This window comes from Oceanospirillum linum, from assembly GCF_001995095.2.
Lineage (GTDB): Bacteria > Pseudomonadota > Gammaproteobacteria > Pseudomonadales > Halomonadaceae > Oceanospirillum > Oceanospirillum linum.
The window spans coordinates 566,325-589,347 of sequence record NZ_MTSD02000001.1 but is presented as its reverse complement, the minus strand read 5'-3'; the positions used below and the strand labels follow the sequence as shown (position 1 = coordinate 589,347).

The 23,023-nt window shown below is 49.5% G+C and carries 22 protein-coding genes and 1 other RNA gene; 20 read left to right on the top strand and 3 right to left on the bottom strand.

The window, feature by feature from the left end:
• From rplM to BTA35_RS02700, 7 genes are all read left to right on the top strand, one after another.
• Positions 1 to 429: a 50S ribosomal protein L13 gene (rplM, locus tag BTA35_RS02730; protein ID WP_077242879.1), complete on the top strand. Its 429-nt coding sequence runs from the start codon at positions 1 to 3 to the stop codon at positions 427 to 429.
• A gap of 13 nt (positions 430 to 442) precedes the next feature.
• Positions 443 to 835, top strand: coding sequence for a 30S ribosomal protein S9 (gene rpsI / locus BTA35_RS02725; RefSeq protein ID WP_077242878.1), 393 nt, complete (start codon positions 443 to 445; stop codon positions 833 to 835).
• Between the two features lie 328 nt (positions 836 to 1,163).
• A complete protein-coding gene (petA, locus tag BTA35_RS02720; RefSeq protein ID WP_077242877.1) occupies positions 1,164 to 1,757 on the top strand; it encodes a ubiquinol-cytochrome c reductase iron-sulfur subunit in 594 nt (197 codons plus the stop codon).
• Entirely contained in the window at positions 1,757 to 3,013 is a 1,257-nt protein-coding gene (locus tag BTA35_RS02715; RefSeq protein ID WP_077242876.1) for a cytochrome b, read from the top strand. The genes petA and BTA35_RS02715 overlap by 1 nt, the downstream gene beginning before the upstream one ends.
• On the top strand, positions 3,013 to 3,774 hold the full coding sequence (locus BTA35_RS02710) for a cytochrome c1 (RefSeq protein ID WP_077242875.1): 762 nt from the start codon (positions 3,013 to 3,015) through the stop codon (positions 3,772 to 3,774). Before BTA35_RS02715 ends, BTA35_RS02710 begins: the two co-directional genes overlap by 1 nt.
• 114 nt (positions 3,775 to 3,888) lie before the next feature.
• Complete coding sequence (locus BTA35_RS02705) at positions 3,889 to 4,521, top strand: glutathione S-transferase N-terminal domain-containing protein (protein ID WP_077242874.1); 633 nt, start codon at positions 3,889 to 3,891, stop codon at positions 4,519 to 4,521.
• 15 nt (positions 4,522 to 4,536) lie between these two features.
• Positions 4,537 to 4,953, top strand: a complete 417-nt coding sequence (locus tag BTA35_RS02700) for a ClpXP protease specificity-enhancing factor (protein WP_077242873.1) — start codon at positions 4,537 to 4,539, stop codon at positions 4,951 to 4,953.
• A 97-nt stretch (positions 4,954 to 5,050) separates the two neighbouring features.
• On the opposite strand, the gene BTA35_RS02695 is transcribed toward BTA35_RS02700, so the two are convergent.
• Genes BTA35_RS02695 through BTA35_RS02685 form a run of 3 tightly spaced genes read right to left on the bottom strand, consistent with a single transcriptional unit; the run spans position 5,051 to position 8,083 of the window.
• Positions 5,051 to 5,647 carry a phosphoheptose isomerase gene (locus tag BTA35_RS02695; protein WP_077242872.1) on the bottom strand — a complete coding sequence of 199 codons (597 nt, stop codon included), beginning with the start codon at positions 5,645 to 5,647 and terminating at the stop codon, positions 5,051 to 5,053.
• 16 nt (positions 5,648 to 5,663) lie between these two features.
• Positions 5,664 to 6,026 carry a YraN family protein gene (locus BTA35_RS02690; protein ID WP_077242871.1) on the bottom strand — a complete coding sequence of 121 codons (363 nt, stop codon included), beginning with the start codon at positions 6,024 to 6,026 and terminating at the stop codon, positions 5,664 to 5,666.
• Between the two features lie 50 nt (positions 6,027 to 6,076).
• On the bottom strand, positions 6,077 to 8,083 hold the full coding sequence (locus BTA35_RS02685) for a penicillin-binding protein activator (protein WP_139363605.1): 2,007 nt from the start codon (positions 8,081 to 8,083) through the stop codon (positions 6,077 to 6,079).
• Between BTA35_RS02685 and rsmI the strand changes: the two genes are divergently transcribed.
• The 13 genes from rsmI to BTA35_RS02620 all read left to right on the top strand — a co-directional run bounded on the left by rsmI (position 8,070) and on the right by BTA35_RS02620 (position 23,002).
• Positions 8,070 to 8,918 (top strand): 16S rRNA (cytidine(1402)-2'-O)-methyltransferase, encoded by an 849-nt coding sequence (gene rsmI, locus BTA35_RS02680; protein WP_077242869.1) that lies wholly within the window; start codon positions 8,070 to 8,072, stop codon positions 8,916 to 8,918. The two genes, BTA35_RS02685 and rsmI, sit on opposite strands and share 14 nt — an antisense overlap.
• A gap of 157 nt (positions 8,919 to 9,075) precedes the next feature.
• Positions 9,076 to 9,435, top strand: an RNA gene (rnpB, locus tag BTA35_RS02675) — RNase P RNA component class A.
• Between the two features lie 79 nt (positions 9,436 to 9,514).
• The gene (gene rsmH, locus BTA35_RS02670) at positions 9,515 to 10,453 is read left to right on the top strand and encodes a 16S rRNA (cytosine(1402)-N(4))-methyltransferase RsmH (RefSeq protein ID WP_077242868.1); all 939 of its coding nucleotides are present in this window, start codon (positions 9,515 to 9,517) and stop codon (positions 10,451 to 10,453) included.
• 60 nt (positions 10,454 to 10,513) lie between these two features.
• On the top strand, positions 10,514 to 11,014 hold the full coding sequence (gene ftsL, locus BTA35_RS02665) for a cell division protein FtsL (RefSeq protein ID WP_077242867.1): 501 nt from the start codon (positions 10,514 to 10,516) through the stop codon (positions 11,012 to 11,014).
• On the top strand, positions 11,014 to 12,705 hold the full coding sequence (locus BTA35_RS02660; RefSeq protein ID WP_077242866.1) for a peptidoglycan D,D-transpeptidase FtsI family protein: 1,692 nt from the start codon (positions 11,014 to 11,016) through the stop codon (positions 12,703 to 12,705). Before ftsL ends, BTA35_RS02660 begins: the two co-directional genes overlap by 1 nt.
• Complete coding sequence (locus BTA35_RS02655) at positions 12,695 to 14,233, top strand: UDP-N-acetylmuramoyl-L-alanyl-D-glutamate--2,6-diaminopimelate ligase (protein ID WP_160054921.1); 1,539 nt, start codon at positions 12,695 to 12,697, stop codon at positions 14,231 to 14,233. Before BTA35_RS02660 ends, BTA35_RS02655 begins: the two co-directional genes overlap by 11 nt.
• Positions 14,230 to 15,612: a UDP-N-acetylmuramoyl-tripeptide--D-alanyl-D-alanine ligase gene (locus BTA35_RS02650; RefSeq protein ID WP_077242864.1), complete on the top strand. Its 1,383-nt coding sequence runs from the start codon at positions 14,230 to 14,232 to the stop codon at positions 15,610 to 15,612. Before BTA35_RS02655 ends, BTA35_RS02650 begins: the two co-directional genes overlap by 4 nt.
• 104 nt (positions 15,613 to 15,716) lie before the next feature.
• Positions 15,717 to 16,799 (top strand): phospho-N-acetylmuramoyl-pentapeptide-transferase, encoded by a 1,083-nt coding sequence (gene mraY, locus BTA35_RS02645; protein WP_077242863.1) that lies wholly within the window; start codon positions 15,717 to 15,719, stop codon positions 16,797 to 16,799.
• Between the two features lie 94 nt (positions 16,800 to 16,893).
• Positions 16,894 to 18,228, top strand: coding sequence for a UDP-N-acetylmuramoyl-L-alanine--D-glutamate ligase (gene murD / locus BTA35_RS02640; protein WP_077242862.1), 1,335 nt, complete (start codon positions 16,894 to 16,896; stop codon positions 18,226 to 18,228).
• Positions 18,218 to 19,510 carry a putative lipid II flippase FtsW gene (gene ftsW, locus BTA35_RS02635; RefSeq protein ID WP_238377469.1) on the top strand — a complete coding sequence of 431 codons (1,293 nt, stop codon included), beginning with the start codon at positions 18,218 to 18,220 and terminating at the stop codon, positions 19,508 to 19,510. The genes murD and ftsW overlap by 11 nt, the downstream gene beginning before the upstream one ends.
• Positions 19,488 to 20,630 carry an undecaprenyldiphospho-muramoylpentapeptide beta-N-acetylglucosaminyltransferase gene (gene murG, locus BTA35_RS02630; protein WP_338012993.1) on the top strand — a complete coding sequence of 381 codons (1,143 nt, stop codon included), beginning with the start codon at positions 19,488 to 19,490 and terminating at the stop codon, positions 20,628 to 20,630. The genes ftsW and murG overlap by 23 nt, the downstream gene beginning before the upstream one ends.
• Positions 20,631 to 20,658: 28 nt before the next feature.
• On the top strand, positions 20,659 to 22,062 hold the full coding sequence (gene murC / locus BTA35_RS02625; protein ID WP_238377496.1) for a UDP-N-acetylmuramate--L-alanine ligase: 1,404 nt from the start codon (positions 20,659 to 20,661) through the stop codon (positions 22,060 to 22,062).
• Entirely contained in the window at positions 22,055 to 23,002 is a 948-nt protein-coding gene (locus BTA35_RS02620) for a D-alanine--D-alanine ligase (protein WP_077242860.1), read from the top strand. The genes murC and BTA35_RS02620 overlap by 8 nt, the downstream gene beginning before the upstream one ends.
• The last annotated feature ends 21 nt before the right edge of the window (positions 23,003 to 23,023 follow it).

Sequence of the window (23,023 nt, the reverse complement as noted above, 5' to 3'; positions counted from 1 at the left end):
ATGAAAACTTTTAGTGCAAAACCAGAGACCGTAAAGCGCGACTGGTATGTTGTCGACGCAGAAGGTCTTACACTGGGTCGTTTGGCTACTGAGCTGGCTCGTCGCCTGCGCGGTAAACATAAGGCTGAGTACACACCTCACGTTGACACCGGTGACTACCTGGTTGTTGTTAATGCTGAGAAAGTGAAGGTTACTGGTAATAAAGCAAAAGACAAAATGTACTACCGTCACACCGGTTACATCGGCGGTATCAAGTCTATGTCTTTCAACCAGATGATCGATCACGCTCCTGAGCGCGTTATCCAACTGGCCGTTAAAGGCATGCTTCCAAAAGGCCCTCTGGGTCGTGCAATGCAGGCGAAGCTGAAAGTGTACGCTGGTGAAAATCACCCACACGCAGCACAACAGCCGCAAGAACTGAAACTTTAATAGGAAGATAAACATGTCTGCAACTCAGTATTACGGTACCGGTCGTCGTAAGACCTCTACAGCTCGTGTATTTATGCGCGCGGGTTCTGGCAACATCGTTGTAAACGGTCTGCCTCTGGATGAATACTTCGGTCGTGTTACTGCACGTATCGTAGTGCGTCAGCCTCTTGAGCTGACAGAGAACACTGAAAAGTTTGATCTGAATATTACCGTTAAAGGCGGTGGTGATTTTGGTCAGGCTGGTGCTATCCGTCACGGTGTTACCCGTGCACTGATGGAGTATGATGAGACTCTGCGTAAAGCTCTGCGTGAAGCTGGCTACGTAACCCGTGACGCTCGTAAGGTTGAGCGTAAGAAAGTGGGTCTGCGTAAAGCACGTAAGCGTCCTCAGTTCTCCAAGCGTTAATTCGCTTACAGACCTTTTGGGTTTGTTATCAAAAAGCGCTCAGGCCTTTGCGTCTGGGCGTTTTTTTTGCCCGGAACACAACTATCTACCTCTAAGTTGATCTGGCTCAAGAGGCTTTTGAAAGTAGGGTTTAATCTTGCAGCCTTCGCGCAGGTATGCAACTAAGGCATTATTTTTACAGGGTTATATTCACTTGTGTTGCGGTGCTGATTTTTTTACTATTTGTGCCATTTATTTTCCGTGAAAAATGGCAACGGGTTAAGTTGCTTAATTTAAGTTGCATAACCCTTTGAAATTTAACGGGTTGGTTGATGGGAGAGACCTTACGATGAGTAATGACGGCGTAAACAAAGGGCGTCGCCGTTTCCTTCTTGGCGCGACATCTGCAGTTGGTGCAGTGGGCGTTGTGGGGGTAGCGGTTCCCTTTGTAGCATCCTGGAACCCCAGTGCGAAAGCACGGGCGGCGGGTGCTCCGGCTAAAGCTGATATTTCTAAGCTGCAACCGGGTCAGCAAATGACCATTGAATGGCGTGGTAAACCTGTATGGGTTATTAACCGCACGCCTGAGATGATGGCGAATCTGGAAAAACTGAATGATCAGGTTGCTGATCCGAATTCAGAAGTTCCTCAGCAACCTGAGTATATTACAGGCGTATTACGCTCTATTAAGCCAGAGTACGCAGTAATGATCGGTATCTGTACTCACCTGGGCTGTTCTCCTACCTATCGTCCGGAAGTAGCTCCAGCTGATCTGGGTGAAGACTGGTTAGGTGGCTTCTTCTGTCCGTGCCACGGTTCCCGGTTTGACCTGTCCGGCCGTGTTTATAAGGGTGTACCTGCCCCTGTAAACCTTGAAGTGCCTCCCTATAAATACGAGTCTGATGATATTATTGTCATCGGTGTGGATCAGGAGAAAGCATAATGGCTGGTAACCGTAATAAGGGTAATCCAGGCCTGATGGGTTGGATTGATGATCGCTTCCCGGCAACGGCGATGTGGGAAGATCACCTGAGCAAGTACTATGCTCCGAAAAACTTTAACTTCTGGTACTTCTTCGGCTCTCTGGCCCTGTTGGTACTGGTTAACCAGATCCTGACAGGTATCTGGCTGACGATGAGCTTTAACCCAAGCGCTGAAGGTGCATTTGCTTCCGTTGAGTACATCATGCGTGATGTGGAATACGGTTGGCTGCTGCGCTATATGCACTCCACAGGAGCCTCTGCGTTCTTCGTAGTGGTTTACCTGCATATGTTCCGTGGCATGATGTACGGCTCGTATAAGGCGCCTCGTGAGTTGATCTGGATCTTTGGTATGGCGATCTATCTGGCGCTGATGGCTGAAGCATTCATGGGCTATCTGCTGCCATGGGGTCAGATGTCTTACTGGGGAGCACAGGTTATTATCTCCCTGTTCACTGCGATTCCGGCCATCGGGCCTGACCTGGCTCAGTGGGTGCGTGGTGACTTCCTGATCTCTGGTATCACGCTGAACCGTTTCTTCGCTCTGCACGTTGTTGCTTTGCCTATCGTTCTGCTGGCTCTGGTTGTTCTGCACATCATTGCTCTGCATGAAGTGGGCTCTAACAACCCGGACGGTAACGATATTAAGAAACACAAGGATGAAAACGGTATACCGCTGGATGGTATTCCATTCCACCCTTACTACACCTTGAAAGATATTGTTGGTGTGGCGGTGTTCCTGTTTGTGTTCTGCTCCATTATTTTCTATGCACCGACCATGGGTGGCTACTTCATTGAAGCGCCAAACTTTGAGCCGGCTAATGCATTGAAGACACCTGATCACATTGCTCCTGTATGGTACTTCACGCCGTTCTACGCCATGCTGCGTGCGATTACATTCCCAATGTTCGGCTTAGATGCTAAGTTCTGGGGTGTGGTTGTTATGGGTGGTGCGATTGCAATTCTGTTTGTTCTGCCATGGCTGGACAAGAGCCCTGTACGCTCAATGCGCTACAAAGGCTGGATCAGTAAGATTTTCCTGGTTCTTTTCGCAATCAGCTTCGTCATTTTGGGTGTTCTGGGTGCACTGCCTTCTACTCCGGGCAGAACCGCACTGGCACAGCTGTGTACTGCGATCTATTTCGCATACTTCATTCTGATGCCTTGGTACACCAAGTTTGAATCCACTAAACCAGTGCCAGAGAGGGTGACAGGCTAATGAAAAAGCAACTGATTGCACTGATTTTAGCGCTGGTACCGTTTACGGCGCTTGCAGCAGGTGGCGGTCATGTCCACCTGGATAAGATGGAACCTGACCTGTATGACAAGGCGTCACTGCAGAATGGTGCTAAATTGTTCACGAACTACTGCATGGGTTGTCACTCTGCACAGTTCCAGCGTTATGCGCGTACTGCCGAAGATCTGGGTATTCCTCAGGATGTTATCGAAGAAAACCTGATTTTTAGCAGTTCTCTGAAATATAACGATCAGATGCGTATCTCCATGCAGAAAGAAGATGCAGCCGTTTGGTTCGGCGCTGCACCGCCGGACCTGAGTCTGGAAGCGCGTCTGCGTGGTGCGGACTGGATCTACACATATCTGCGTAGCTTCTATGTCGATGACAGTCGTCCATGGGGTGTAAATAACACTGTATTCCCTGATGTAGGTATGCCAAACGTTCTGGCTCCTCTACAGGGGATTCAGGAGAAGGTTTGTGATCCGAACCATCATGTAGCAGAACTCGATCCTCTGACGGGTAACCAGGTTGGTGAAAGCTGCCTGAAAATTACCAAAGAGGGTGCGATGAGCAAGGCCGAGTTTGATAAAGCGGTCTACGATCTGACGAACTTCCTGGTATATGCAGGTGAGCCTTCCAAGCTGGAAAGCAACCGTATTGCACCTTGGGTGTTAGGTTTCATCGTTATTCTGTTCTTCTTCGCATATCTGCTGAAGAAAGAGTACTGGCGCGATATTCACTAATCGTCCGCCAGGGATATGAAGAGCGTGCAGCCCTTTGCGGTTGCGCGCTTTTTTTGCTCTGAGAGCAAAGATATGCTTTTATATTGAGCCTGAAAATTTGATAGGGGTTAGACAATGGGTGTAGCAGCCAAGCGTTCTTCGATGACGTTTTATTCCAACGGTGAAGATCATTACAGCCATCGTGTGCGTATTGTGCTAGCAGAAAAGGGAGTTGCTGTTGATATTCTGGATTGTCTTGAAGCCAATAAGCCTGCTGAGCTGGCCGATATCAATCCTTATAACAGCCTGCCCACTCTGGTAGATCGCGATCTGGTTCTTTATGAGCCGAATGTGATGATGGAATACCTGGACGAGCGTTTTCCACATCCACCACTATTACCGGTTTATCCTGTGGCGCGTGCTCAGAGTCGTTTATGGATGCACCGCATTCAGCGCGAATGGTGTGTTCACGTGGATATCATTACCGCTAATAAAGATGAAAAGTCGGTTGAACAGGCCCGTAAAGAACTGCGTGAAGGTTTAATTGGCATCAGTCCTATTTTTGAAGAGCTGCCATACTTCATGAATGAAGAGTTCACAATCGTGGATTGCTGCATCGCTCCAATCTTATGGCGCTTGCCTGCTTTGGGGATTGATTTGCCTGAGCAGCAGGTTAAACCACTGATCTCTTATATGAATAACCGCCTTTTTAATCGCGAAGCGTTTCAGGCAAGTCTTTCTGAAGCAGAACGCGATATGCGTCTGTAATTAATTGGATTTGTTATGTCTTCCAGTCGTCCATATCTGATTCGTGCGCTATACGAATGGCTTGCTGATAATGATTTGACGCCTTACCTGGCTGTGGATGCCACCATTGAAAATGTGATGGTGCCTTCTCAGCATATTCAGGATGGCCAGATTGTTCTTAATATTGCTATGAGTGCTGTGCGAGAGTTGGATATCTCTAATGAAGCCGTTACTTTCTCTGCCCGTTTCGGTGGTGTGCCGCAGCAGGTTTATGTGCCTGCTGCAGCGGTATTGGCGATTTATGCAAAAGAAAATGGTCAGGGAATGGCTTTCGGACATGAGCCGGAATTACCGGACCCGGAGCCAAAAGGGCCTGTTGCAGTTGAAACAGAGTCTGTCAGGGAAGAGAAAGAGTCTGAAAGTAAGCGGCCATCGCTACGGGTGGTTAAATAGTTTTCAGGCTAAGTTGGCTTTGACAGACTAAGAATGAAAAAGGCGTCGTCAGACGCCTTTTTTTGTATCCAGTGATTGAGTCCGGAGAGGTGTTAGATCAACCCTCCATCGCGCCAAACAATTGGTAGTCGATCAGATCGCACAAGCAATGCATTGCCAGTAACTGAACCTCCTGAATACGACTTGGCTGGCTTGCTGGGATGCGAATCTCGAAATCTTCACTGCTGAGCAAAGATGCTACGTCACCGCCGTCACTACCTGTTAGAGCGATAACGGTCATACCGCGCTCATGGGCAGCCTGTACGGCCTGGACAACATTGTTGGACTTGCAGCTGGATGTGATGACCAGCAGGATGTCGCCGGGTTGACCCAGTGCCAGAACCTGTTTGGAGAAGATCTCATTAAAGCTGCCGCTATTGGCGATAGCGGTCAGGGTTGAGCTGTCTGTTGAGAGAGCCATTGCAGGCAGACTGGGGCGATCTTTCTCATAACGATTGAGCATCTCTGAAGCAAAGTGCTGGGCCAGTGCTGCAGAGCCGCCATTACCACAGGCTAGTATCTTATTGTCATTGATCAGACAGTTCACCATTAGTGCACTGGCGTGTTCGAGTAATGGTGGCAGAATCTCGCTGGCAGTGGCCTGAGAGTCGATACTGCTATGAAAGTTTGCGATGATACGGTCTTGTAAGTCCATGGTGGTTTCTCAAAATTCAGGCTGTGATGGCCGATGGTATCCAGTTAATCTCAAGCGCTGTTTTCGGGTTGTGGGTCATTGCGACAACATCAATGCGCCAGGGCGTACCTATTTTGTTTTTCTGACAGTAAAGCAGCGCGGTGCGAATCAATTTATCCTGTTTGCTTCGGGTTACTGTTTCTGCTGCGCTGCCAAAATTACTGCTTTTACGAAAGCGAACCTCAACAAACACCAAAGTATCTTTGTCGAGCATAACAAGGTCGATCTCCCCTGTTTTAAAATGAACATTACGCTCTAGGGGGACGAGCCCCTGTTGCATGAGGTAATGCTCTGCGATCTCTTCAGTGGTTTGGCCTATTTTCTGTGTCGGTGAATTCATGGGAAGCATCCTTGCTATAGTGTTTTTATCAGCTTTTTGAGAGGGCCGCTTTAACCGTCATTTTTTGTGCTGGGTGACGCGAGGTATTGGCGCATTACAGGTTTGCCCCGGACAAAGGTGGCCCATTCCAGCTGGCGTTGAACTCTCTGATCAGCGCCCATGGAAAGAGCACCTGTTGCTCCGTATACTTTGCTGTCGGGTAAAGCCTGCAGCATTCTTAACCGGCCTGCCAGCTGCAGCGCATCACTCCCCATGGCAAATAGTCGGCCGTAATGGTTTGTTTCCTCAGGCCAGGCTTTGGTGATCTGATGTTTCAGGTTGGAGCTGTTTTCCAGAAACCAGGGGATATCACAGAAGTTGATTCCGTTAAGATCCTGATCTCGGGATGGTGAGGCCTTGCCGTTATATAAATGTGAGGTGGCATAGACCGGCAGATCTGCTGCGTAGTAAAAAGCCAGTGCAGGTTTGACCTGACGTGCGGTGGCAGGGGTTGCGACCAGAAACATCATATCAACATCCTGGCGACGACGGGGTTCAAACTCTATTTTCTGATCAAGGATCTGGCTTATGCGACGCCACCGACGTTCGCTCTTGTCGACTTCCAACATCTTTTCAATAGTGAGACCAAGGTTGGTCTTATTGGAGTACATAGCTGTTTCCGCCACCGTACCACCCTGCTCAGACCAGGTTGTTTCAAAGGCAGTTAGTGCACGTCCTCCCCAGTCGCTTCCCGGAGTAAGAGTCAGTGCTCGTTTCTTGCCGTCTTGCCAGGCGGTTACTGCGGCCTGTGATGCCTCATCCTCGGCTGAAATTGCGTATTGGAAAAGATGTGGATTTACTGTCTTTTCGTGGGTGCCATAGTTGAGTGCCAGTGTTGGCAGTGCAAGCGATTCACGCTTTTGTAGCTCGCTGACTTTACTCTTGGAGAGCGGGCCGATGACAACTTCGGCTCCCGCTGCCATTGCTGAGCGATAAAGTTCATCCAGGCTCATGGTGTTGCTGTCAAAAAAGCTTAGCTTGGGCGTGGCGGCTGATTGGGCTCTTGCATCTACTGATGTGGCGATAATACCGTCACGAATGGCGTTGCCTGCGCGAGCGAGTGAGCCGGATTGAGGCAGGAAAACGGCAATATGCTGAATAGGGTTGCGGCTGATTTCTACAAGAAAAGCCATATCTTTCGGCAGAGCTTGCGCGCCCTGGTGATCGCTCCACTGTCCAAGCCAGCGGTTCAGTTCCGTGTTGAACTGATCCAGATTATTAGCAGCCTCTTTACGAACGCGGGCCAGATCAAGCCACCCGAGTAGCTCTCTGTCCTCTTCACTGTCCATCAGTGTACGAATATCGTCCAGGGTTATATTCAAAAGCGATTGCCAGAGCTGCTCATAGGCCTGCTGAGCCGGAAGGCCTGTTTGTTGCCGTGCCAGAACAAGGTACTCACGTGCACTGGATTCGTGGTAACCCAATATGCCGTAGGCGTGGGCACGATAAGCTGTCAGAGACATCTGTTCTGCAGGGGTAAGGCGGTCATAAATCAGGCTGCCAGTGTTGTTCAGTGCAATAAGTGCCTGCCAGCCTTCGCCAGTGCCAAGGCTTAATTCGGCAGATAGAAAGACAAAGCGCTTCTGCAGGCTGAAAGGCAAGCGATAGGCATGGATTTTAGCCAGAATACCGAGAGCTGCGTTTGGCTTGCCTTCCTGTGCTAGAATCTCCGCGGCGCGAAGCTGGTAGATCTGAGATTGATCAAAGCTGGATTGCTGAGCCAGCAGTAAAAGGTCTTCTGCAGTAAGCTGAACTTCCTGTGAGCCTGCGATTCCGGTATCTGACGTTGACTGATTTTTTTGTACGCCTGAGCAGGCTGCCAGTAGAGCAATGACAGGTACAGCAAGCCAGCGATAACGTTTTATAGATGTTTTAGGAGTTAGGTTAGGGTATCGCTGTTCACTGGCTGGCATAGGCAAACTCTTATTTCGCAAATCATGATGATCGGTATTACGTTCAGAAACCGATATTTCTTTTTCAAAACCGTTAACAGAGGGTTTCAGGATGTCTGAGTCCATATTGTACGTGGTTGCTACGCCGATTGGTAATCTTGCCGATATTTCCGAGCGTGCACTTAAGGTGCTGCGGTCTGTTGACCTGATTGCGGCTGAGGACACCCGGCACACCCGGCAGTTACTGATGCACTTCACGATCAATAAACCTCTGTTTTCAGTGCATGATCACAATGAGCAGCAGCGTATTGAGAAGGTCATTGCAGAGCTGTCAGCGGGGCAGAGTATTGCGCTGGTTTCTGACGCGGGAACACCTTTGATTTCTGATCCGGGGTTTCATGTAGTTCAAGCGGTTCGGCAAGCTGGTTTTCAGGTGGTGCCTGTTCCCGGACCTTGTGCATTGGTAACCGCATTATCCGCAGCGGGTATGCCAACGGATCGTTTTTGCTTTGAGGGTTTTTTGCCAGCTAAAAGCAGTGGTCGTAAAAAGCAGCTGCTTCAGGTGGAAGAAGAAACGAGAACCCTGGTGTTTTATGAATCGCCACATCGGATTGTTGATTCTTTAACTGATATGGCTGACGTGTTGGGCGGTCATCGTAGGATCACCGTTGCCCGTGAAATTACCAAGACTTTTGAGACTTTTTATACAGGGTCGCTGGATGAGGTTTTGGTCTGGATTCAAGCTGATGCTAATCAGCAGCGGGGAGAGTTTGTTCTTGTTGTTGCCGGAGCTCCGGCTAAAGAGGATGAAGAAGCGGCAGCGGTTTCTGCAGAGAAGGTGCTTAAGGTATTGCTTGATGAGTTACCTGTTAAACAGGCGGCAGCTCTGTGCGCTAAGATCACCGGCCAGAAAAAGAATGCACTTTATCAACAGGCTCTTGAGCTACAAAAAGCTGAATAATTAAGTTGTGATCCCGGCTTGCATCCGGGACGGGGTTAATTGTTAACCTGTTTTTTTTGTGTAGGCGGCCGGTTCCCAGGATTTGAGACCCTTTTCAACTTTTTTTGCTTAAAAACTGGTTGTCTGCAGGCTTTGATCCTTATATCCTAGCTCGCTTGGAGTTGGCCAGGCAGTCGCTGCTTTTACGGTTCGCCGTAAAAGGGGAGGAAAGTCCGGGCTCCATAGGGCAGGGTGCCAGGTAACGCCTGGGGGGCGCGAGCCTACGGAAAGTGCAGCAGAGAGTAAACCGCCGATGGCTCCCCGGAGCACAGGTAAGGGTGAAAGGGTGCGGTAAGAGCGCACCGCATGACTGGCAACAGTTCATGGCATGGTAAACCCCACTCGGAGCAAGACCAAATAGGAACCCTACAGGTGCGGCCCGCACTGGGTTCGGGTAGGTTGCTTGAGGCCTGTGGCAACGCAGGCCCTAGATGAATGACTGTCCACGACAGAACCCGGCTTACGGCCGACTCCACATCATTTACACCGCCCTGTCAGATCATTTTCTGGCAGGGCGGTGGTCCGGTTTAACCGCAAATCAACAATCAGATCTCATCATGACTCAAGCTTTTCAGCACCTGACCGTTTTGTTGAATGAAGCCGTAGAGGCTTTAGTTCATACGCCATCCGGCACCTATGTAGATGGCACCTTTGGTCGGGGTGGCCACTCGCGTCTCCTTTTAGAGAATCTGGACGAGCAGGGAAAGCTTTTCGGTATTGATAAAGACCCCAGGGCTCTGGAAACAGCCAAAGTGCTTGAAGCGGAAGACAGTCGTTTCAAAGTGTTCCGTGGCTCCTTTGCGGAGTTGGATCAGTTTGCTGCAGAAGAAGGCGTTTCAGGTCAACTGGATGGTATCTTGTTGGATTTAGGTGTTTCTTCCCCGCAGCTGGATGATCCGGAACGTGGTTTCAGTTTTATGAAGGATGGTCCTCTGGATATGCGTATGAACCCTGATGCAGGTGAGTCTGCTGCAGACTGGGTAAACTCTGCGCCTGAAGCAGAGCTGATTCGCGTGATGAAAGACTATGGTGAAGAACGCTTTGCCCGTCGTATGGCTTGTGCCATTATTGCGGAACGTAAAATTGAGCCCATTACCCGAACGGGCCGTTTAGCACAGATTGTTAAAGAAGCGAATCCGGCGTGGGAGAAGGGTAAGCATCCTGCGACCCGTGCTTTTCAGGGAATTCGGATCCATATCAATCGTGAGTTGGAAGACCTTGAAATTTGTCTTCAGCAATCACTGGATCTACTCAAAGTTGGTGGCCGTCTGGTGGTGATCAGTTTTCACTCACTGGAAGATCGTTTGGTTAAGCGCTTTATGCGGGATATGGCCAAAGGTGATACGCATTTGCCGCCGGGTGTTCCTTTTACTCAGGAACAGCTGAATATTCGCCTGAAACTGCTGAGCAAAGCAATTAAACCGTCCAAACAGGAAGTTCAGGCTAATCCACGCTCCCGCAGCGCTGTTATGCGGGTTGCTGAGCGCGTTGCCTGATTATAGGCTCGCTTTGATTTATGTTGCACTGAGCACAGGCTTTAGAGAGAACACAATGCCATGAGTTCGGAACCAGTAACATCACGTAAGGATGTATCCGGTAAAGGGGCTACCCGGCGGGCAGAGCCCCGTCAGCCGCTGTTTCTTCAGGTTCGTTCAGAGCTTCTGGCACTTTTGCCGGAGACTCTTTCCTACTCCGCTCGTCTCTTTATCGGCTTCAGTCTTCTGACACTGATCTCCTCTCTGCTTGTGGTTTATGCCGCCTATGAGAATCGCCTTGCTTATGCTGCGCTTCAGAATCTGGAAAAGCGTCAGCGGCACTATGATGTTGAGTGGGGGCAGCTGCTGCTGGAGCGAAGCACTTTGGCATCTCCAAGCCGTATTGAAAGTATTGCCCGAAAATCTCTACAGATGCGCCAGATACAGCCAGAGAGTATTCAGGTACTTAATGCCTCGCAAATACGTGCAGAGCAATCCAGATCTGTTACGACGGGTTCACTTGCTTCAAAAGCTGTTACCTCACCCCTTGCGACAGATTCCTCTGTGAAGGCTGATAACTGATGGATGACAGAAAAAAGTCAGCTCTTATTGGCTACCGCTACCCAATTGCTCTGATTGTTCTTCTGGTTGCTGGTTTGCTGTTAGCCGGACGGATGGTACATCTGCATATATCTGATCGGGAGTTTTTGCAGGAGCAGGGGGATGCCCGTAGCGTGCGTACTGAGCCCATTCCCGGTTACCGCGGTATGATTCAGGATCGCAATGGCGAGCCTCTTGCCGTCAGTACGCCGGTGACCACGCTCTGGGTAAACCCAAAGCACTTTGATGCTTCTGAGGAGCAATTAGCGCTTTTGGCGGATGCGATACAGATACCATTGCCAAAGTTGAGGGCGCGTCTGAAATCGGCGGAGGGGAAAGGCTTTATATACCTGCGGCGACATATGGTTCCCGAGGATGCTAACCGTGCTTTAGCCCTGAATATTTCAGGTGTCTATGGCTTACCGGAATATAAGCGTTATTACCCGGCCCATGAAATGGCAGCCCACCTGATTGGCTTTACCAATATTGATGATCAGGGGCAAGAAGGCTTAGAGCTGGCTTTTAATGAGGCACTAAAAGGGGAGCCTGGTGAAAAGCGTGTACTGAAAGACCGACGTGGTCATGTTTTTCGCGATCTTCAGATTTTGAAAGAGCCGCAACCCGGACAGAATATTCAGCTAACGATCGACCTTAAGCTGCAGTTTATGGCTTATCGTGAACTGAAAGCAGCCGTTGAGCAGCATGGTGCAAAATCCGGTTCGGTTGTTCTGCTGGATGCAGAGTCCGGTGATGTGCTGGCAATGGTCAATCAGCCTTCCTATAACCCAAATGATCGTAGTTCGCTTGATTTGAGGGCGCTGCGTAACCGGGCTCTGATTGATTTGTTTGAGCCAGGGTCGCCTATTAAACCCCTAACGGTGGCTGCGGCTATCAATAGTGGCCATTATAAGGCGGATGACGTCGTTAATACTTCCCCTGGCTATCTGCGGTTGGGTAATCAGAGTATTCGTGATTTTCGTAATTATGGCGCAATGGATCTGACGAAAATTATTACGAAGTCCAGTAACGTGGGTGTGGCTAAAATTGCGCTTTCGATGCCCATTGATACGGTGTGGTCATTTCTGCAGCAGTTGGGTTTGGGGCAGGGAACGGGTATTGGGTTCCCCGGTGAGGCAGTGGGTACTCTTGTCGCTCCCAGGGAAGGACAGAAGGCTAAGATTGCAACGATGGCTTATGGTTACGGATTGGCTGTTACGTCACTGCAGCTGGCACAGGCTTATCAGGTCTTAGCCAATCATGGTTTGAAAAAATATGTCTCTCTGATTAAAGGAGGAGACAGGCTGCCGGACGAACAAATTTTGTCAGCATCAACCGCCAATCGTGTCGTGGAAATGATGGAGACCGTGACGCTTCCAGGCGGAACCGGAACAAGGGCTGTTATTCCGGGTTACCGGGTTGCTGGTAAAACCGGTACGGTTCACAAGGTAGGTTCAACCGGCTACGAGTATGAGTATATGGCTGTTTTTGCTGGTATTGCTCCTGTATCGGACCCTAAGGTTGTTGCCGTTATTTGGGTCGATAGCCCTTCAGGGCGTGAATACCATGGTGGTGAAGTGGCGGCGCCTATTTTTAGTCGTATCATGGGTAATGCCTTGCGTTATCTGAATGTACCGCCGGATAATATAGCTGAAGGGACAAATGATGACCTCTGATCGTTTCGTTGCTTGCGTACTGGAGGAAGTTAAAGCCCTGTTTCCTCAGTTATCAGAGCGAAAGAGTCCTGAGGGTGTTCTCTGCATTGATTCCCGCTGTATCTCAGAGGGCGATGTTTTTGTTGCTTTAAACGGTACCCGTCATCAGGGACTGGATTTTATCCCGGAGGCTAAGACCTTGGGTGCCAGCTTGGTTTTACTTGAGTCAGACTGTGATGACTTCTACCTGGTGGACCGACTGCCGGTTGTTGCTTTAAAGCATTTGAGGCAGCGTTTGGGGCATTGGTTAGCTCAGGCGGGTGAGTTGTCTGATAACGGACTGCACCTGATCGGTATTACCGGTACTAATGGCAAAACATCGGTCAGTCATTACCTGGCAGGCATGTTAGAAGGTTTACAACAAAAGGCTGCGGTGATCGGTACTGTTGGTATCGGTGCTCCCGGAGCGCTGAGGACGGCGACACACACGACTCCTGATTTGGTTCAGTTACATAAAGTAATGTCGGAGCTAAAGCAGGAGGGTTATACCTACCAGGCGATGGAGGTCTCCTCCCATGCGCTGGATCAGCTGCGTACAGCGGGTGTGCCTTTTGAGGTGGCCGTGTTTACCAATCTGAGCCGTGACCACCTTGATTATCATGGCACAATGGCTGCCTATGGGGCGGCCAAATCCCATCTGTTTATCCGGTATCCAATACATTATGCGGTCATCAATGCCGATGATGCCTATAGTACGACCCTGGAACAGAGTATCAATCAGTCTGATCACCATCCCCGGGTTTATCGTTATAGCCTGAATGACAGCAAGGCGGATCTTTATTGTGTGAGCTGCAGAGCCGAACCTTCGGGGTTTGCTCTGTCGTTGGCGGGTCGTTGGGGGGCGTTTACTGTGCAGCTCCCACTGTTGGGTCGGTTCAATGTCGCTAATGCCTTAGCTGCAGCAACGACCTTATTGGCCCTAGGCTTTACTGCGGCTGATGTTATGACTCAACTGGAAGATGTCCGGCCTGTTGCAGGTCGTATGCAGCTGGTTCTCCCTTTACAGGTTCAGCACGCACCTCAACCGCAGGTGGTGGTGGATTATGCTCATACACCTGATGCTCTGGAAAACGCGCTTTTAGCGGTTAAAGAGCATATTCAGGGTCGTCTTTGGTGTGTTTTTGGCTGCGGTGGTGATCGTGATGCCGGTAAGCGCCCACTTATGGCGGAAGTTGCATCCCGCCTTGCTGATGAAGTTGTTCTCACCAGTGATAATCCACGTACAGAAGACCCTGTTCATATTTTGTCCCAGGTTAAACACGGATTGCTGAAGCCCGCAATATTCTCATCGACTGATCGTGCCGTAGCGATTCGAAAAGCTGTTATGAGCGCTGATCCAGAGGATGTGATTCTAATTGCCGGTAAAGGCCATGAGGCCTATCAGGATATTCAGGGGGTGCGTCACCATTTTGATGATGTGGAGCAGGCACGGCTTGCCCTTGATCTGCGATCCTCTGAAAACACAAAAGCAAATAAGGGGTTGCTATGATACGGTCGCTTTCTTTTGCTGAATTGCAGCAACGCTTCGGGGGTGAGTGTTATGGCAGCCTTAGTGGCTTCACTCAATTGGAAACCGACTCGCGCCTACCTTTGGAAGGTAAGGTGTTTCTGGCTTTAAAGGGTGAGCGCTTTGATGGCCACAGGTTTTGCCTGCAGGCAAAAGAGCAGGGGGCGACAGGCCTTGTGGTCAGTGATTTTCAACCCGGTATTGACTTACCTCAGTGGTGTGTAGCGGATACCCGAATTGCTTTGGGGCAGATTGCCCTGCTTAACCGGGAGTTGTTCCGGGGGAGCGTTATCGCTATTACCGGTAACAGCGGTAAAACCACGGTAAAGGAGATGCTGGGCTCAGTCCTGAGTCATGCTTTTGGCTCGGACTCTGTATTAATTACTGCAGGAAACTTTAATAATGATATCGGTGTGCCGCTGACACTCTTACGGTTGTCTGCAGAGCACCGGTTCGCCGTGATTGAGCTAGGCGCCAGCCACCTGGGTGAGATTGAGTATTGCGCAGGTTTAGCGAGGCCGGATATTGGCGTTGTACTGAATGTGACCGGTGCGCATCTGGGTGAATTTGGTTCCACGGAAAACATCGCTCAGGCCAAAGGAGAGTTGATTCTAGCTCTGGGTGAGGAAGGTTGCGCTGTAATCAATCAGGATGATGTCTATGCCGAGTACTGGCGTTCGCTAGCGTCGGGTTGCAGGCTCACGGGCTATGGGGTTGGCTTGGGCCACCCGAAAGAGGCTGAGGTTAAGGCTCAAAATATACAGATTAAAAATTCAGGTTATGCATTTGATCTCTGTTTTCACAATGAAAGCTTCCCTGTTCTTCTTCAGGTGCCGGCCCGACATAATGTCAGCAATGCTTTGGCGGCAGCTTCAGCAGCATTGCAGCTAGGTGTATCTTTACAGACGATTGCTGAGGGACTTGAGCGTTTCTCTGGTGTCGTGGGACGTTTGCAAATCGTTACGGGCTTTAAACAGTCGAGTATTATCAATGACAGTTACAATGCCAACCCCGGATCTGTCAGGGCTGCCATAGATACACTTATGGACTTCAGTGGTCAGCATATACTGATATTAGGCGATGTTGGTGAACTGGGTGACGGGTCTGTGGAGGCTCATGCTTCTCTTGGCCGGTATGCACGGGAAAAGGGGGTGGAGCACCTGTTTACTTATGGTGAGCTGACCCGACATAGCGCGGGTAGTTTTGGTGATAATGCCTACCATTTTACAGACCATTTGCAACTTGCGGAGTCGGTGAAACAGTGGTTAACGCAAGACACAGTTGTGCTGGTGAAAGGTTCCCGTAGTACGCACATGGAGGTGGTGGTGAAAGCATTGAGCTCACCTCCCTCAGTGGACTGATATAACAATAACAGCTTTTAGTTCAGGTTCAGGCTGAGCAGAGCTTCCATCAACATTTATAACGAAAAGCCCCGAAGAGGGCGTAACAGGGAAATAACCTACAGATGCTTCTGATTCTTGCTGACTGGCTGTCCCAATATTACAGCGCTTTTTCTGTGTTTAACTATCTGACTCTGCGAGCGATCCTGGGTGTACTTACGGCTTTGTCGCTTTCACTTTTTTTTGGTCCCTGGATGATTCGTAAGCTGGTGTCAGCTCAGATAGGTCAGGCTGTACGTGATGATGGTCCGCAAAGTCATCTGAGCAAGAACGGAACCCCGACTATGGGCGGAGCCCTGATCATCAGTGCCATTACGATCAGTACCTTGCTGTGGGGAGACTTATCAAACCGCTATGTCTGGGTTGCACTGGCTGTTACTCTGATGTTCGGTGCCGTGGGCTGGGTCGATGACTACCGTAAGGTAGTTGAGAAAAATTCCCGGGGGCTGCCGGCAAAATGGAAGTATTTCTGGCAGTCTGTAGCAGGCTTGGGGGCAGCTGTTTTTCTGTTTCAAAGCGCCCCAACTGCGGCTGAAACCTCTTTGATTCTGCCCTTCCTGAAAGACTTCAGCTGGGAGATGGGGATCTTCTTCGTGGTCTTAACCTATTTTGTTATTGTGGGTACCAGTAATGCCGTTAACCTGACCGACGGCCTGGATGGTTTGGCGATCTTACCCACGGTGATGGTGGCCTCGGCACTTGGGGTTTTTGCTTATGCATCGGGTAATATCGAATTTTCAGCGTATTTGAAAATTCCTTATATCATTGGCTCAGGTGAGCTACTTGTATTCTGTGCAACCATTGCTGGTGCAGGCCTTGGATTTCTTTGGTTTAACACCTATCCGGCGCAGGTTTTTATGGGCGATGTCGGAGCGCTAGCCTTAGGTGCTGCGCTGGGTGTTGTTGCTGTTATTGTGCGCCAGGAGGTTGTCCTCTTTATCATGGGAGGTGTCTTTGTTATGGAGACGGTCTCGGTGATTTTGCAGGTGGCTTCTTTTAAACTGACCGGACGCAGAATTTTTCGTATGGCACCGATCCATCACCATTTTGAGTTAAAGGGATGGCCTGAGCCCCGTGTGATTGTCCGTTTCTGGATTATCACGGTTGTATTGGTTCTGATTGGTCTTGCGACCTTAAAGCTTCGTTGATTTATGCTGCCAGCCTTTTCACGTGGATTAACCGAAGCGTTGATGTGCAAAGGTCGATGTTTAATGAACTGTCGTTTCAGTAGAGGATGTTTTTGTGTCCCATAGCGTCGTTATAGGTTTAGGTCAGACCGGTATCTCCTGCGCCCGGTATCTGACAGGCAAAGGGGAGCATTTCGCTATTGCGGATACCCGTTTTAACCCTCCTGGTTTGGCAGAGTTTGAACGTGAGTTTCCCGGTGTTGAACTTTGGCTGGGCCCTTTGGATGCAGGTCAGCTTTGCGAAGCTACCCGATTGATTGTAAGCCCTGGTATTGCTGTCAGTGAACCTGCGATTGCCAAAGCCATGGCTTCAGGTGTACCTGTTGTGGGTGATGTCGAGCTATTTGCGTATGAGGTTTCCGCTCCTGTTGTGGCCATTACCGGCTCTAATGCGAAGAGCACTGTGACTAGCCTTGTGGGCTATATGGCTGAGAAAGCCGGTATTAATGTAGGTGTTGGCGGCAATATAGGCCTTCCGGTTCTGGATCTTCTGACCGGCGGTGAAAAGGAGCTTTATGTCCTTGAGCTCTCTTCTTTTCAACTGGAAACAACCCATAGCCTGAGAGCTCAGGCGGCTACTATTTTGAACCTAAGTGCAGACCACCTGGATCGTTATCCGGATATGCTGGAGTACGGCCTGGCAAAGCAGCGTGTTTATACGGGTTGCAAGTTGGCAGTGGTCAACAGAGGGGAGCATGCGACGTTGCCGGTGCATGAGTTTAAAAGTGATTTGGTGAGTTTTGGTTTAGATGTGCCTGAGGCAGGCCAGTTTGGTTTGATCTCAATAGATGATCGTCAGTGGTTATCTCAGGGTGAAAATGCACTGATACCGGTTGATGATATTGCGTTGAGTGGTCGTCATGGCCAGCTAAATGCTCTGTCTGCGTTAGCTCTTGGTCAGGGGGCTGGTATCCCTATGGATGCAATGCTGGAGGCGCTGAAAGACTTCCAGGGGCTGGACCATCGTTGTCAGTTGGTACTGGAGCATGATGGGGTCAAATATATTAATGACTCCAAAGGTACGAATGTCGGTGCCACGGTTGCTGCTTTGAACGGTCTTGCGGTGGATGGTCATATTATTCTGATCGCGGGCGGCGATGGCAAAGGCGCTGAGTTTGATGATTTAGCGGCGCCGATTGCTGAATATTGTAAAGCCGTGGTTCTGATTGGTCGCGATGCTAATGTTATTGCGGAATCTCTGACGCCATCCACTTCTGTTTACCGGGCTGTGTCGATGGAAGATGCCGTAAAAAAGGCGCACGGACTGGCTGTGTCGGGAGATCAGGTTTTGTTGTCTCCAGCGTGTGCCAGCTGGGATATGTTCGGAAGTTATATTGTTCGTGGCGATGCCTTCACGACTGCCGTAAAGGAAATCTGTTGTGCAGGCTGATCGTAAGCAGCAGTTGATTGATAAGTGGCAGATAATGACAGGGAGAGTAAAACAGCTGTCTCTGAGTATCTATGAGGTACTGCAGCCATTATTAGAGCTGCTGAACCTTGTCCACGTTAACAAAGAAATGACCCGTCGTATTGATGGCTGGTTACTTTTTTCATCCCTGTTTCTCCTTTTTCTGGGCTGGCTGATGGTGACGTCCGCATCTATGGAAATTGCCGGCAGCCGCTACGGGAATCCTTTCTTTTTCAGTATCCGGCACGGTATCTATCTGGTGATGGGCCTTGGCCTGGGACTCTTAGTCGCTCTTGTTCCTATTCGTTGGTGGTATGACAATAGTTTTGCCCTGTTATTGACGGCCTTTCTGCTGTTGATCGCTGTTTTGTTACCGGGTATAGGTCGCGAAGTAAATGGTAGCTCCCGCTGGATCTCGCTGGGGATTGTTAACCTGCAGGCATCAGAGCTGGCTAAGCTTTTTATGGTGGTTTATCTGTCGGGTTATCTGGTTCGGCGGCTGGATGAAGTGCGCGAGCACTGGTCTGGGTTTATGAAACCATTGGCTGTGATGGGCTTTATGGGGCTTTTGCTGATCATGGAGCCGGACTACGGCGCAACTGTTGTGATCCTGGGTAGCATGCTGGGCATGCTTTTTTTATCCGGTGTCGGAATGAAGCGCTTTATTACGCTAATGCTAAGCACTATTGCTATGGCAGGATTTATTGCACTGCTGCAGCCTTATCGAATGAAGCGCCTGACCACATACTTTGACCCATGGGCTGCTCAGTTTGACTCCGGTTATCAGCTGACCCAGGCATTGATTGCATTCGGTAGAGGCGGCTGGGATGGCCTGGGTTTGGGAAATAGTGTTCAGAAGCTTTTCTATCTGCCCGAGGCTCATACTGACTTTGTCTTTGCTATTCTGGCGGAAGAGTTAGGATTATTTGGAGCCCTGATTACTTTATTTGTCTATGGTCTTCTGATTTACCGCATGTTTGTTATTGCCCGGAAAGCCGGTGAGCATAAACTCCTTTTTCACTGTTATGTGGCTTTTGGGCTGGCATTGGTTATTGCGGCACAAACCTTTATTAATATTGGTGTGAATACCGGTTTACTGCCAACGAAGGGGCTAACATTACCCTTTATGAGTTATGGTGGCAGCAGTTTGCTGATTAGTTGTGTCATGGTTGCTATCTGCCTGCGGATTGATCAGGAAACCCGTCATAAAGTTGATTTGTATGAGCAAAAAAGAGCGAAATATGCCCAGCGATATAATCGATAAAGGTCGGGAGCGTTCAGAGCCTGCTGCTACAACTATTGAAGCGGATCGTTACGCAGGTAAAAAAGTAATGCTGATGGCTGGTGGCACTGGTGGTCATGTTATTCCTGCTTTGTCACTTGCGGAACGTTTTATGGCTGGGGGCTTGCAGGTTGAATGGCTGGGGAGCCCGCAGGGCATTGAGAACCGGCTGGTTCCGGCGGCAGGTATCGCCTTGAATCACATCGATGTTGTGGGGTTGCGGGGGAAGGGGCTGCTGCGAAAGCTGATGGCCCCCTTTTTGGTCCTTAACGCCGTTAAGCAGGCTCTTGTTATTTTACGCCGTTTTAAACCGGATTTTGTTGTCGGCTTAGGTGGTTTTGCCAGTGGCCCGGGGGGGATTGCAGCCCGGATTCTGGGTATTCCTGTTTTTATTCATGAACAAAATGCTGTGGCGGGTATGACCAATCGCTGGCTTTCGAAAGTGGCACGCCAAACTTTTGCTGCTTTCCCGGGTGCATTTGATGAAAAAGTAGGCGCTATTGTAACCGGTAACCCTGTTCGGGAGAGTTTACTGACGGTACCCGATAAATCTCTGCATTCCTTACCGCTTAATATCCTGGTTATCGGAGGAAGCTTAGGGGCTCAGGTGTTTAACGAAAGACTGCCGGAAGCCTTATCAAAGATACCGCCTGAAGTGCGCCCTTATGTTTGGCATCAGGCTGGCAAAGGTAAGCTTGGTGCTACTGAGGAAAGCTATCAGCACTTTAAGGTTGCTGCCCGCACCCAGGAATTTATTGATGATATGACCGGGGCTTTTGATTGGGCAGATCTGGTTATTTGTCGGGCAGGAGCTCTGACGGTATCCGAGCTGGCAGCTGCAGGTCGTGCCTCTGTGTTGGTTCCTTTACCTATTGCGGTTGATGATCATCAGACGGCGAATGCACGCTTTTTAGTTGAAGCAGATGCAGGTATTCTGCTGCCTCAAAAAGAGATGGATGCTGATCATCTGTCCAATGTGCTCAGAGATCTGGTCAGTAATCCTGAAAAAATTATAACGATGGGTAAGAATGCTCGTCGTGTTGCACGACCACTGGCAACGGAAGCGGTCGTTCAAGGGTGTTTGGAGAAGCGTTTTGGCTGAAGAAAAAGTGGGTTATCAAGTCCCTGAAATGCGCCGCATTCGTCGGATTCATTTTGTTGGTATCGGTGGCGTTGGCATGTGTGGGATCGCCGAAGTTCTCCTGAATCAGGGGTATTCTGTTTCTGGTTCTGATCTGAAAAAGTCTGCCAGTGTGCAGCGATTACTGGACTTAGGTGCTGAAGTCTTTATCGGGCACGATGAAACCAACGTCTATGGCGCAGATGTGATTGTGGTTTCAACGGCGATCAACACAGATAACCCTGAAATCGCCTATGCAGTGCAGCGACGTATACCGATTGTCCGCCGTGCTGAGATGTTGGCAGAGCTGATGCGTTTTCGCCATGGTATTGCTGTGGCGGGTACCCATGGTAAAACGACGACGACCAGCCTGATGGCTACTGTTCTGGCGGAAGGAGAGCTTGATCCGACTTTTGTGATTGGCGGTCGCCTTAACAGCGCTGGTAGTAATGCCCGGTTGGGGGAGAGTCGTTATCTGGTCGCTGAAGCGGATGAAAGCGATGCTTCATTCCTGCATCTGCAACCTATGGTCGCGATTGTTACTAATATTGATGCTGATCATATGTCCACCTATGGTGGTGATTTCAGCAAACTGAAGCAGACGTTTATCGATTTTCTGCACAACCTGCCTTTCTATGGTCTGGCGGTTATCTGTGTCGATGATCCCGTTGTTCGAGAGTTAATTCCTCAGATCAGTCGTCCGATACTTACCTACGGTTTTAGTGATGATGCGGATTATCGTATTGTTAACTTTACTCAACAGGGGCAGAAAATCAGCTTTACAGCGATTCGCCCGGATGGTCATGCGGATCTTGATATTACGCTGAATATGCCTGGTCAGCATAACGCTTTGAATGCACTGGCTACTATTGTTGTTGCTACGGATGAAGGGGTAAGTGATGAAGCTATTGTTGCCGGTTTAGCACGCTTTGATGGTGTTGGACGACGTTTTCAGATTCTAGGCCAGTTAGAGTATGATCGAGGGCAGGCAATGCTAGTGGATGATTATGGTCACCACCCAACAGAAGTGGAAGCGACAATCAAGGCTGTGCGCAGTGGTTGGCCTGATAAGCGTCTGGTTATGGTCTATCAGCCTCATCGCTATAGCCGTACGAGAGATCTGTATGAAGACTTTGTTCAGGTGCTTTCCGGTGTGGATAAGCTGCTGTTAATGGAGGTTTATGCGGCGGGTGAGGAGGCAATTCCTGGTGCTGAAGGGCGCTCTCTGAGTCGTAGTATCCGTGAAAGAGGGCAGGTTGAACCTGTTTTTATCCCAGAGAAATCAGAGCTTAAATCAGTGCTCAGGTCAGTTTTGCAGGACGGGGATATATTACTTTTACAGGGCGCGGGTGATATCGGTGGTCTGGCAACAAACCTGAGTGCTGAGGGACTGAAGGAGTTCTGTGATGAGTGAATTTCTGAACCCGGAATCACCTCTTCGTGTGGCTGTTTTGTATGGCGGAACTTCAGCTGAGCGTGACGTATCCCTGAACAGTGGTCAGGCTGTGATCGCGGCACTGAAAACAGCAGAAATTGATGTTATCGGTATTGATATTAATAATACCGGTGACTGGTTGCCCTTGATACAGCAGGCTGACTTTGATATCGCATTCCTTGCTCTACATGGACGGGGAGGTGAAGATGGTACAATACAAGGGCTACTTGAGTGTTTGGGAATCCCTTATACCGGCAGCGGTGTTTTAGGTTCTGCCCTTGCAATGGATAAGCTGAAGACCAAGCAGGTTTGGCAGACACTTGGTTTACCAACACCGGGATATTGCTGGATTGATGCGTCCACGGATCTGGAGGCGGTTTGGCGTAAACTGGATGGTATGCCTCTTATGGTCAAACCGGTTCACGAAGGCTCCAGTATCGGTATGTCTAAAGTGGATCGCCTGGATCAGTTGCAGGATGCCGTAGCTAAAGCTTCTGATCTTGATAGTTGTGTTTTTGTTGAGCAATGGGTAACAGGTAAAGAATTTACTGTGTCCATTCTTAATGGAGAAGCTTTGCCGGTGATAGGACTGGAAACCAATCACCAGTTTTATGATTATGAAGCCAAGTATCTGGTGAACGATACCCGCTATCTTCTGCCCTGCGGTCTTTCTCCTGAAGAAGAGCGGGAGCTTCAGGCACTTTCACTCAGAGCCTTCAATGCTGTAGGTTGTCAGGACTGGGGGCGGGTCGATCTTATGTTGAATGAAAAAGGTGAACCTCAATTATTAGAGGTTAATACGTTACCTGGAATGACAGATCATAGTCTTGTGCCCATGGCTGCTCAGGCAAAAGGGTACAGCTTTTCTGAGTTGGTATTGGCAATAATTCAGGCTGCGAAGCAACGCTATGGCTTTTAAACAAACTCGATTTTTCGGGTG

Coding starts and splice junctions, on each gene's coding strand:
- petA (WP_077242877.1), top strand. CDS start 1,164: ATGAGTAATGACGGCGTAAACAAAGGGCGTCGCCGTTTCCTTCTTGGC.
- rsmI (WP_077242869.1), top strand. CDS start 8,070: ATGTCTGAGTCCATATTGTACGTGGTTGCTACGCCGATTGGTAATCTT.
- BTA35_RS02695 (WP_077242872.1), bottom strand. CDS start 5,647: ATGGACTTACAAGACCGTATCATCGCAAACTTTCATAGCAGTATCGAC.
- ftsL (WP_077242867.1), top strand. CDS start 10,514: ATGAGTTCGGAACCAGTAACATCACGTAAGGATGTATCCGGTAAAGGG.
- BTA35_RS02710 (WP_077242875.1), top strand. CDS start 3,013: ATGAAAAAGCAACTGATTGCACTGATTTTAGCGCTGGTACCGTTTACG.
- murG (WP_338012993.1), top strand. CDS start 19,488: ATGCCCAGCGATATAATCGATAAAGGTCGGGAGCGTTCAGAGCCTGCT.
- BTA35_RS02620 (WP_077242860.1), top strand. CDS start 22,055: ATGAGTGAATTTCTGAACCCGGAATCACCTCTTCGTGTGGCTGTTTTG.
- BTA35_RS02705 (WP_077242874.1), top strand. CDS start 3,889: ATGGGTGTAGCAGCCAAGCGTTCTTCGATGACGTTTTATTCCAACGGT.
- BTA35_RS02690 (WP_077242871.1), bottom strand. CDS start 6,026: ATGAATTCACCGACACAGAAAATAGGCCAAACCACTGAAGAGATCGCA.
- BTA35_RS02660 (WP_077242866.1), top strand. CDS start 11,014: ATGGATGACAGAAAAAAGTCAGCTCTTATTGGCTACCGCTACCCAATT.
- rpsI (WP_077242878.1), top strand. CDS start 443: ATGTCTGCAACTCAGTATTACGGTACCGGTCGTCGTAAGACCTCTACA.
- BTA35_RS02715 (WP_077242876.1), top strand. CDS start 1,757: ATGGCTGGTAACCGTAATAAGGGTAATCCAGGCCTGATGGGTTGGATT.
- mraY (WP_077242863.1), top strand. CDS start 15,717: ATGCTTCTGATTCTTGCTGACTGGCTGTCCCAATATTACAGCGCTTTT.
- rsmH (WP_077242868.1), top strand. CDS start 9,515: ATGACTCAAGCTTTTCAGCACCTGACCGTTTTGTTGAATGAAGCCGTA.
- BTA35_RS02685 (WP_139363605.1), bottom strand. CDS start 8,083: ATGGACTCAGACATCCTGAAACCCTCTGTTAACGGTTTTGAAAAAGAA.
- BTA35_RS02700 (WP_077242873.1), top strand. CDS start 4,537: ATGTCTTCCAGTCGTCCATATCTGATTCGTGCGCTATACGAATGGCTT.
- BTA35_RS02650 (WP_077242864.1), top strand. CDS start 14,230: ATGATACGGTCGCTTTCTTTTGCTGAATTGCAGCAACGCTTCGGGGGT.
- rplM (WP_077242879.1), top strand. CDS start 1: ATGAAAACTTTTAGTGCAAAACCAGAGACCGTAAAGCGCGACTGGTAT.
- murC (WP_238377496.1), top strand. CDS start 20,659: ATGCGCCGCATTCGTCGGATTCATTTTGTTGGTATCGGTGGCGTTGGC.
- BTA35_RS02655 (WP_160054921.1), top strand. CDS start 12,695: ATGACCTCTGATCGTTTCGTTGCTTGCGTACTGGAGGAAGTTAAAGCC.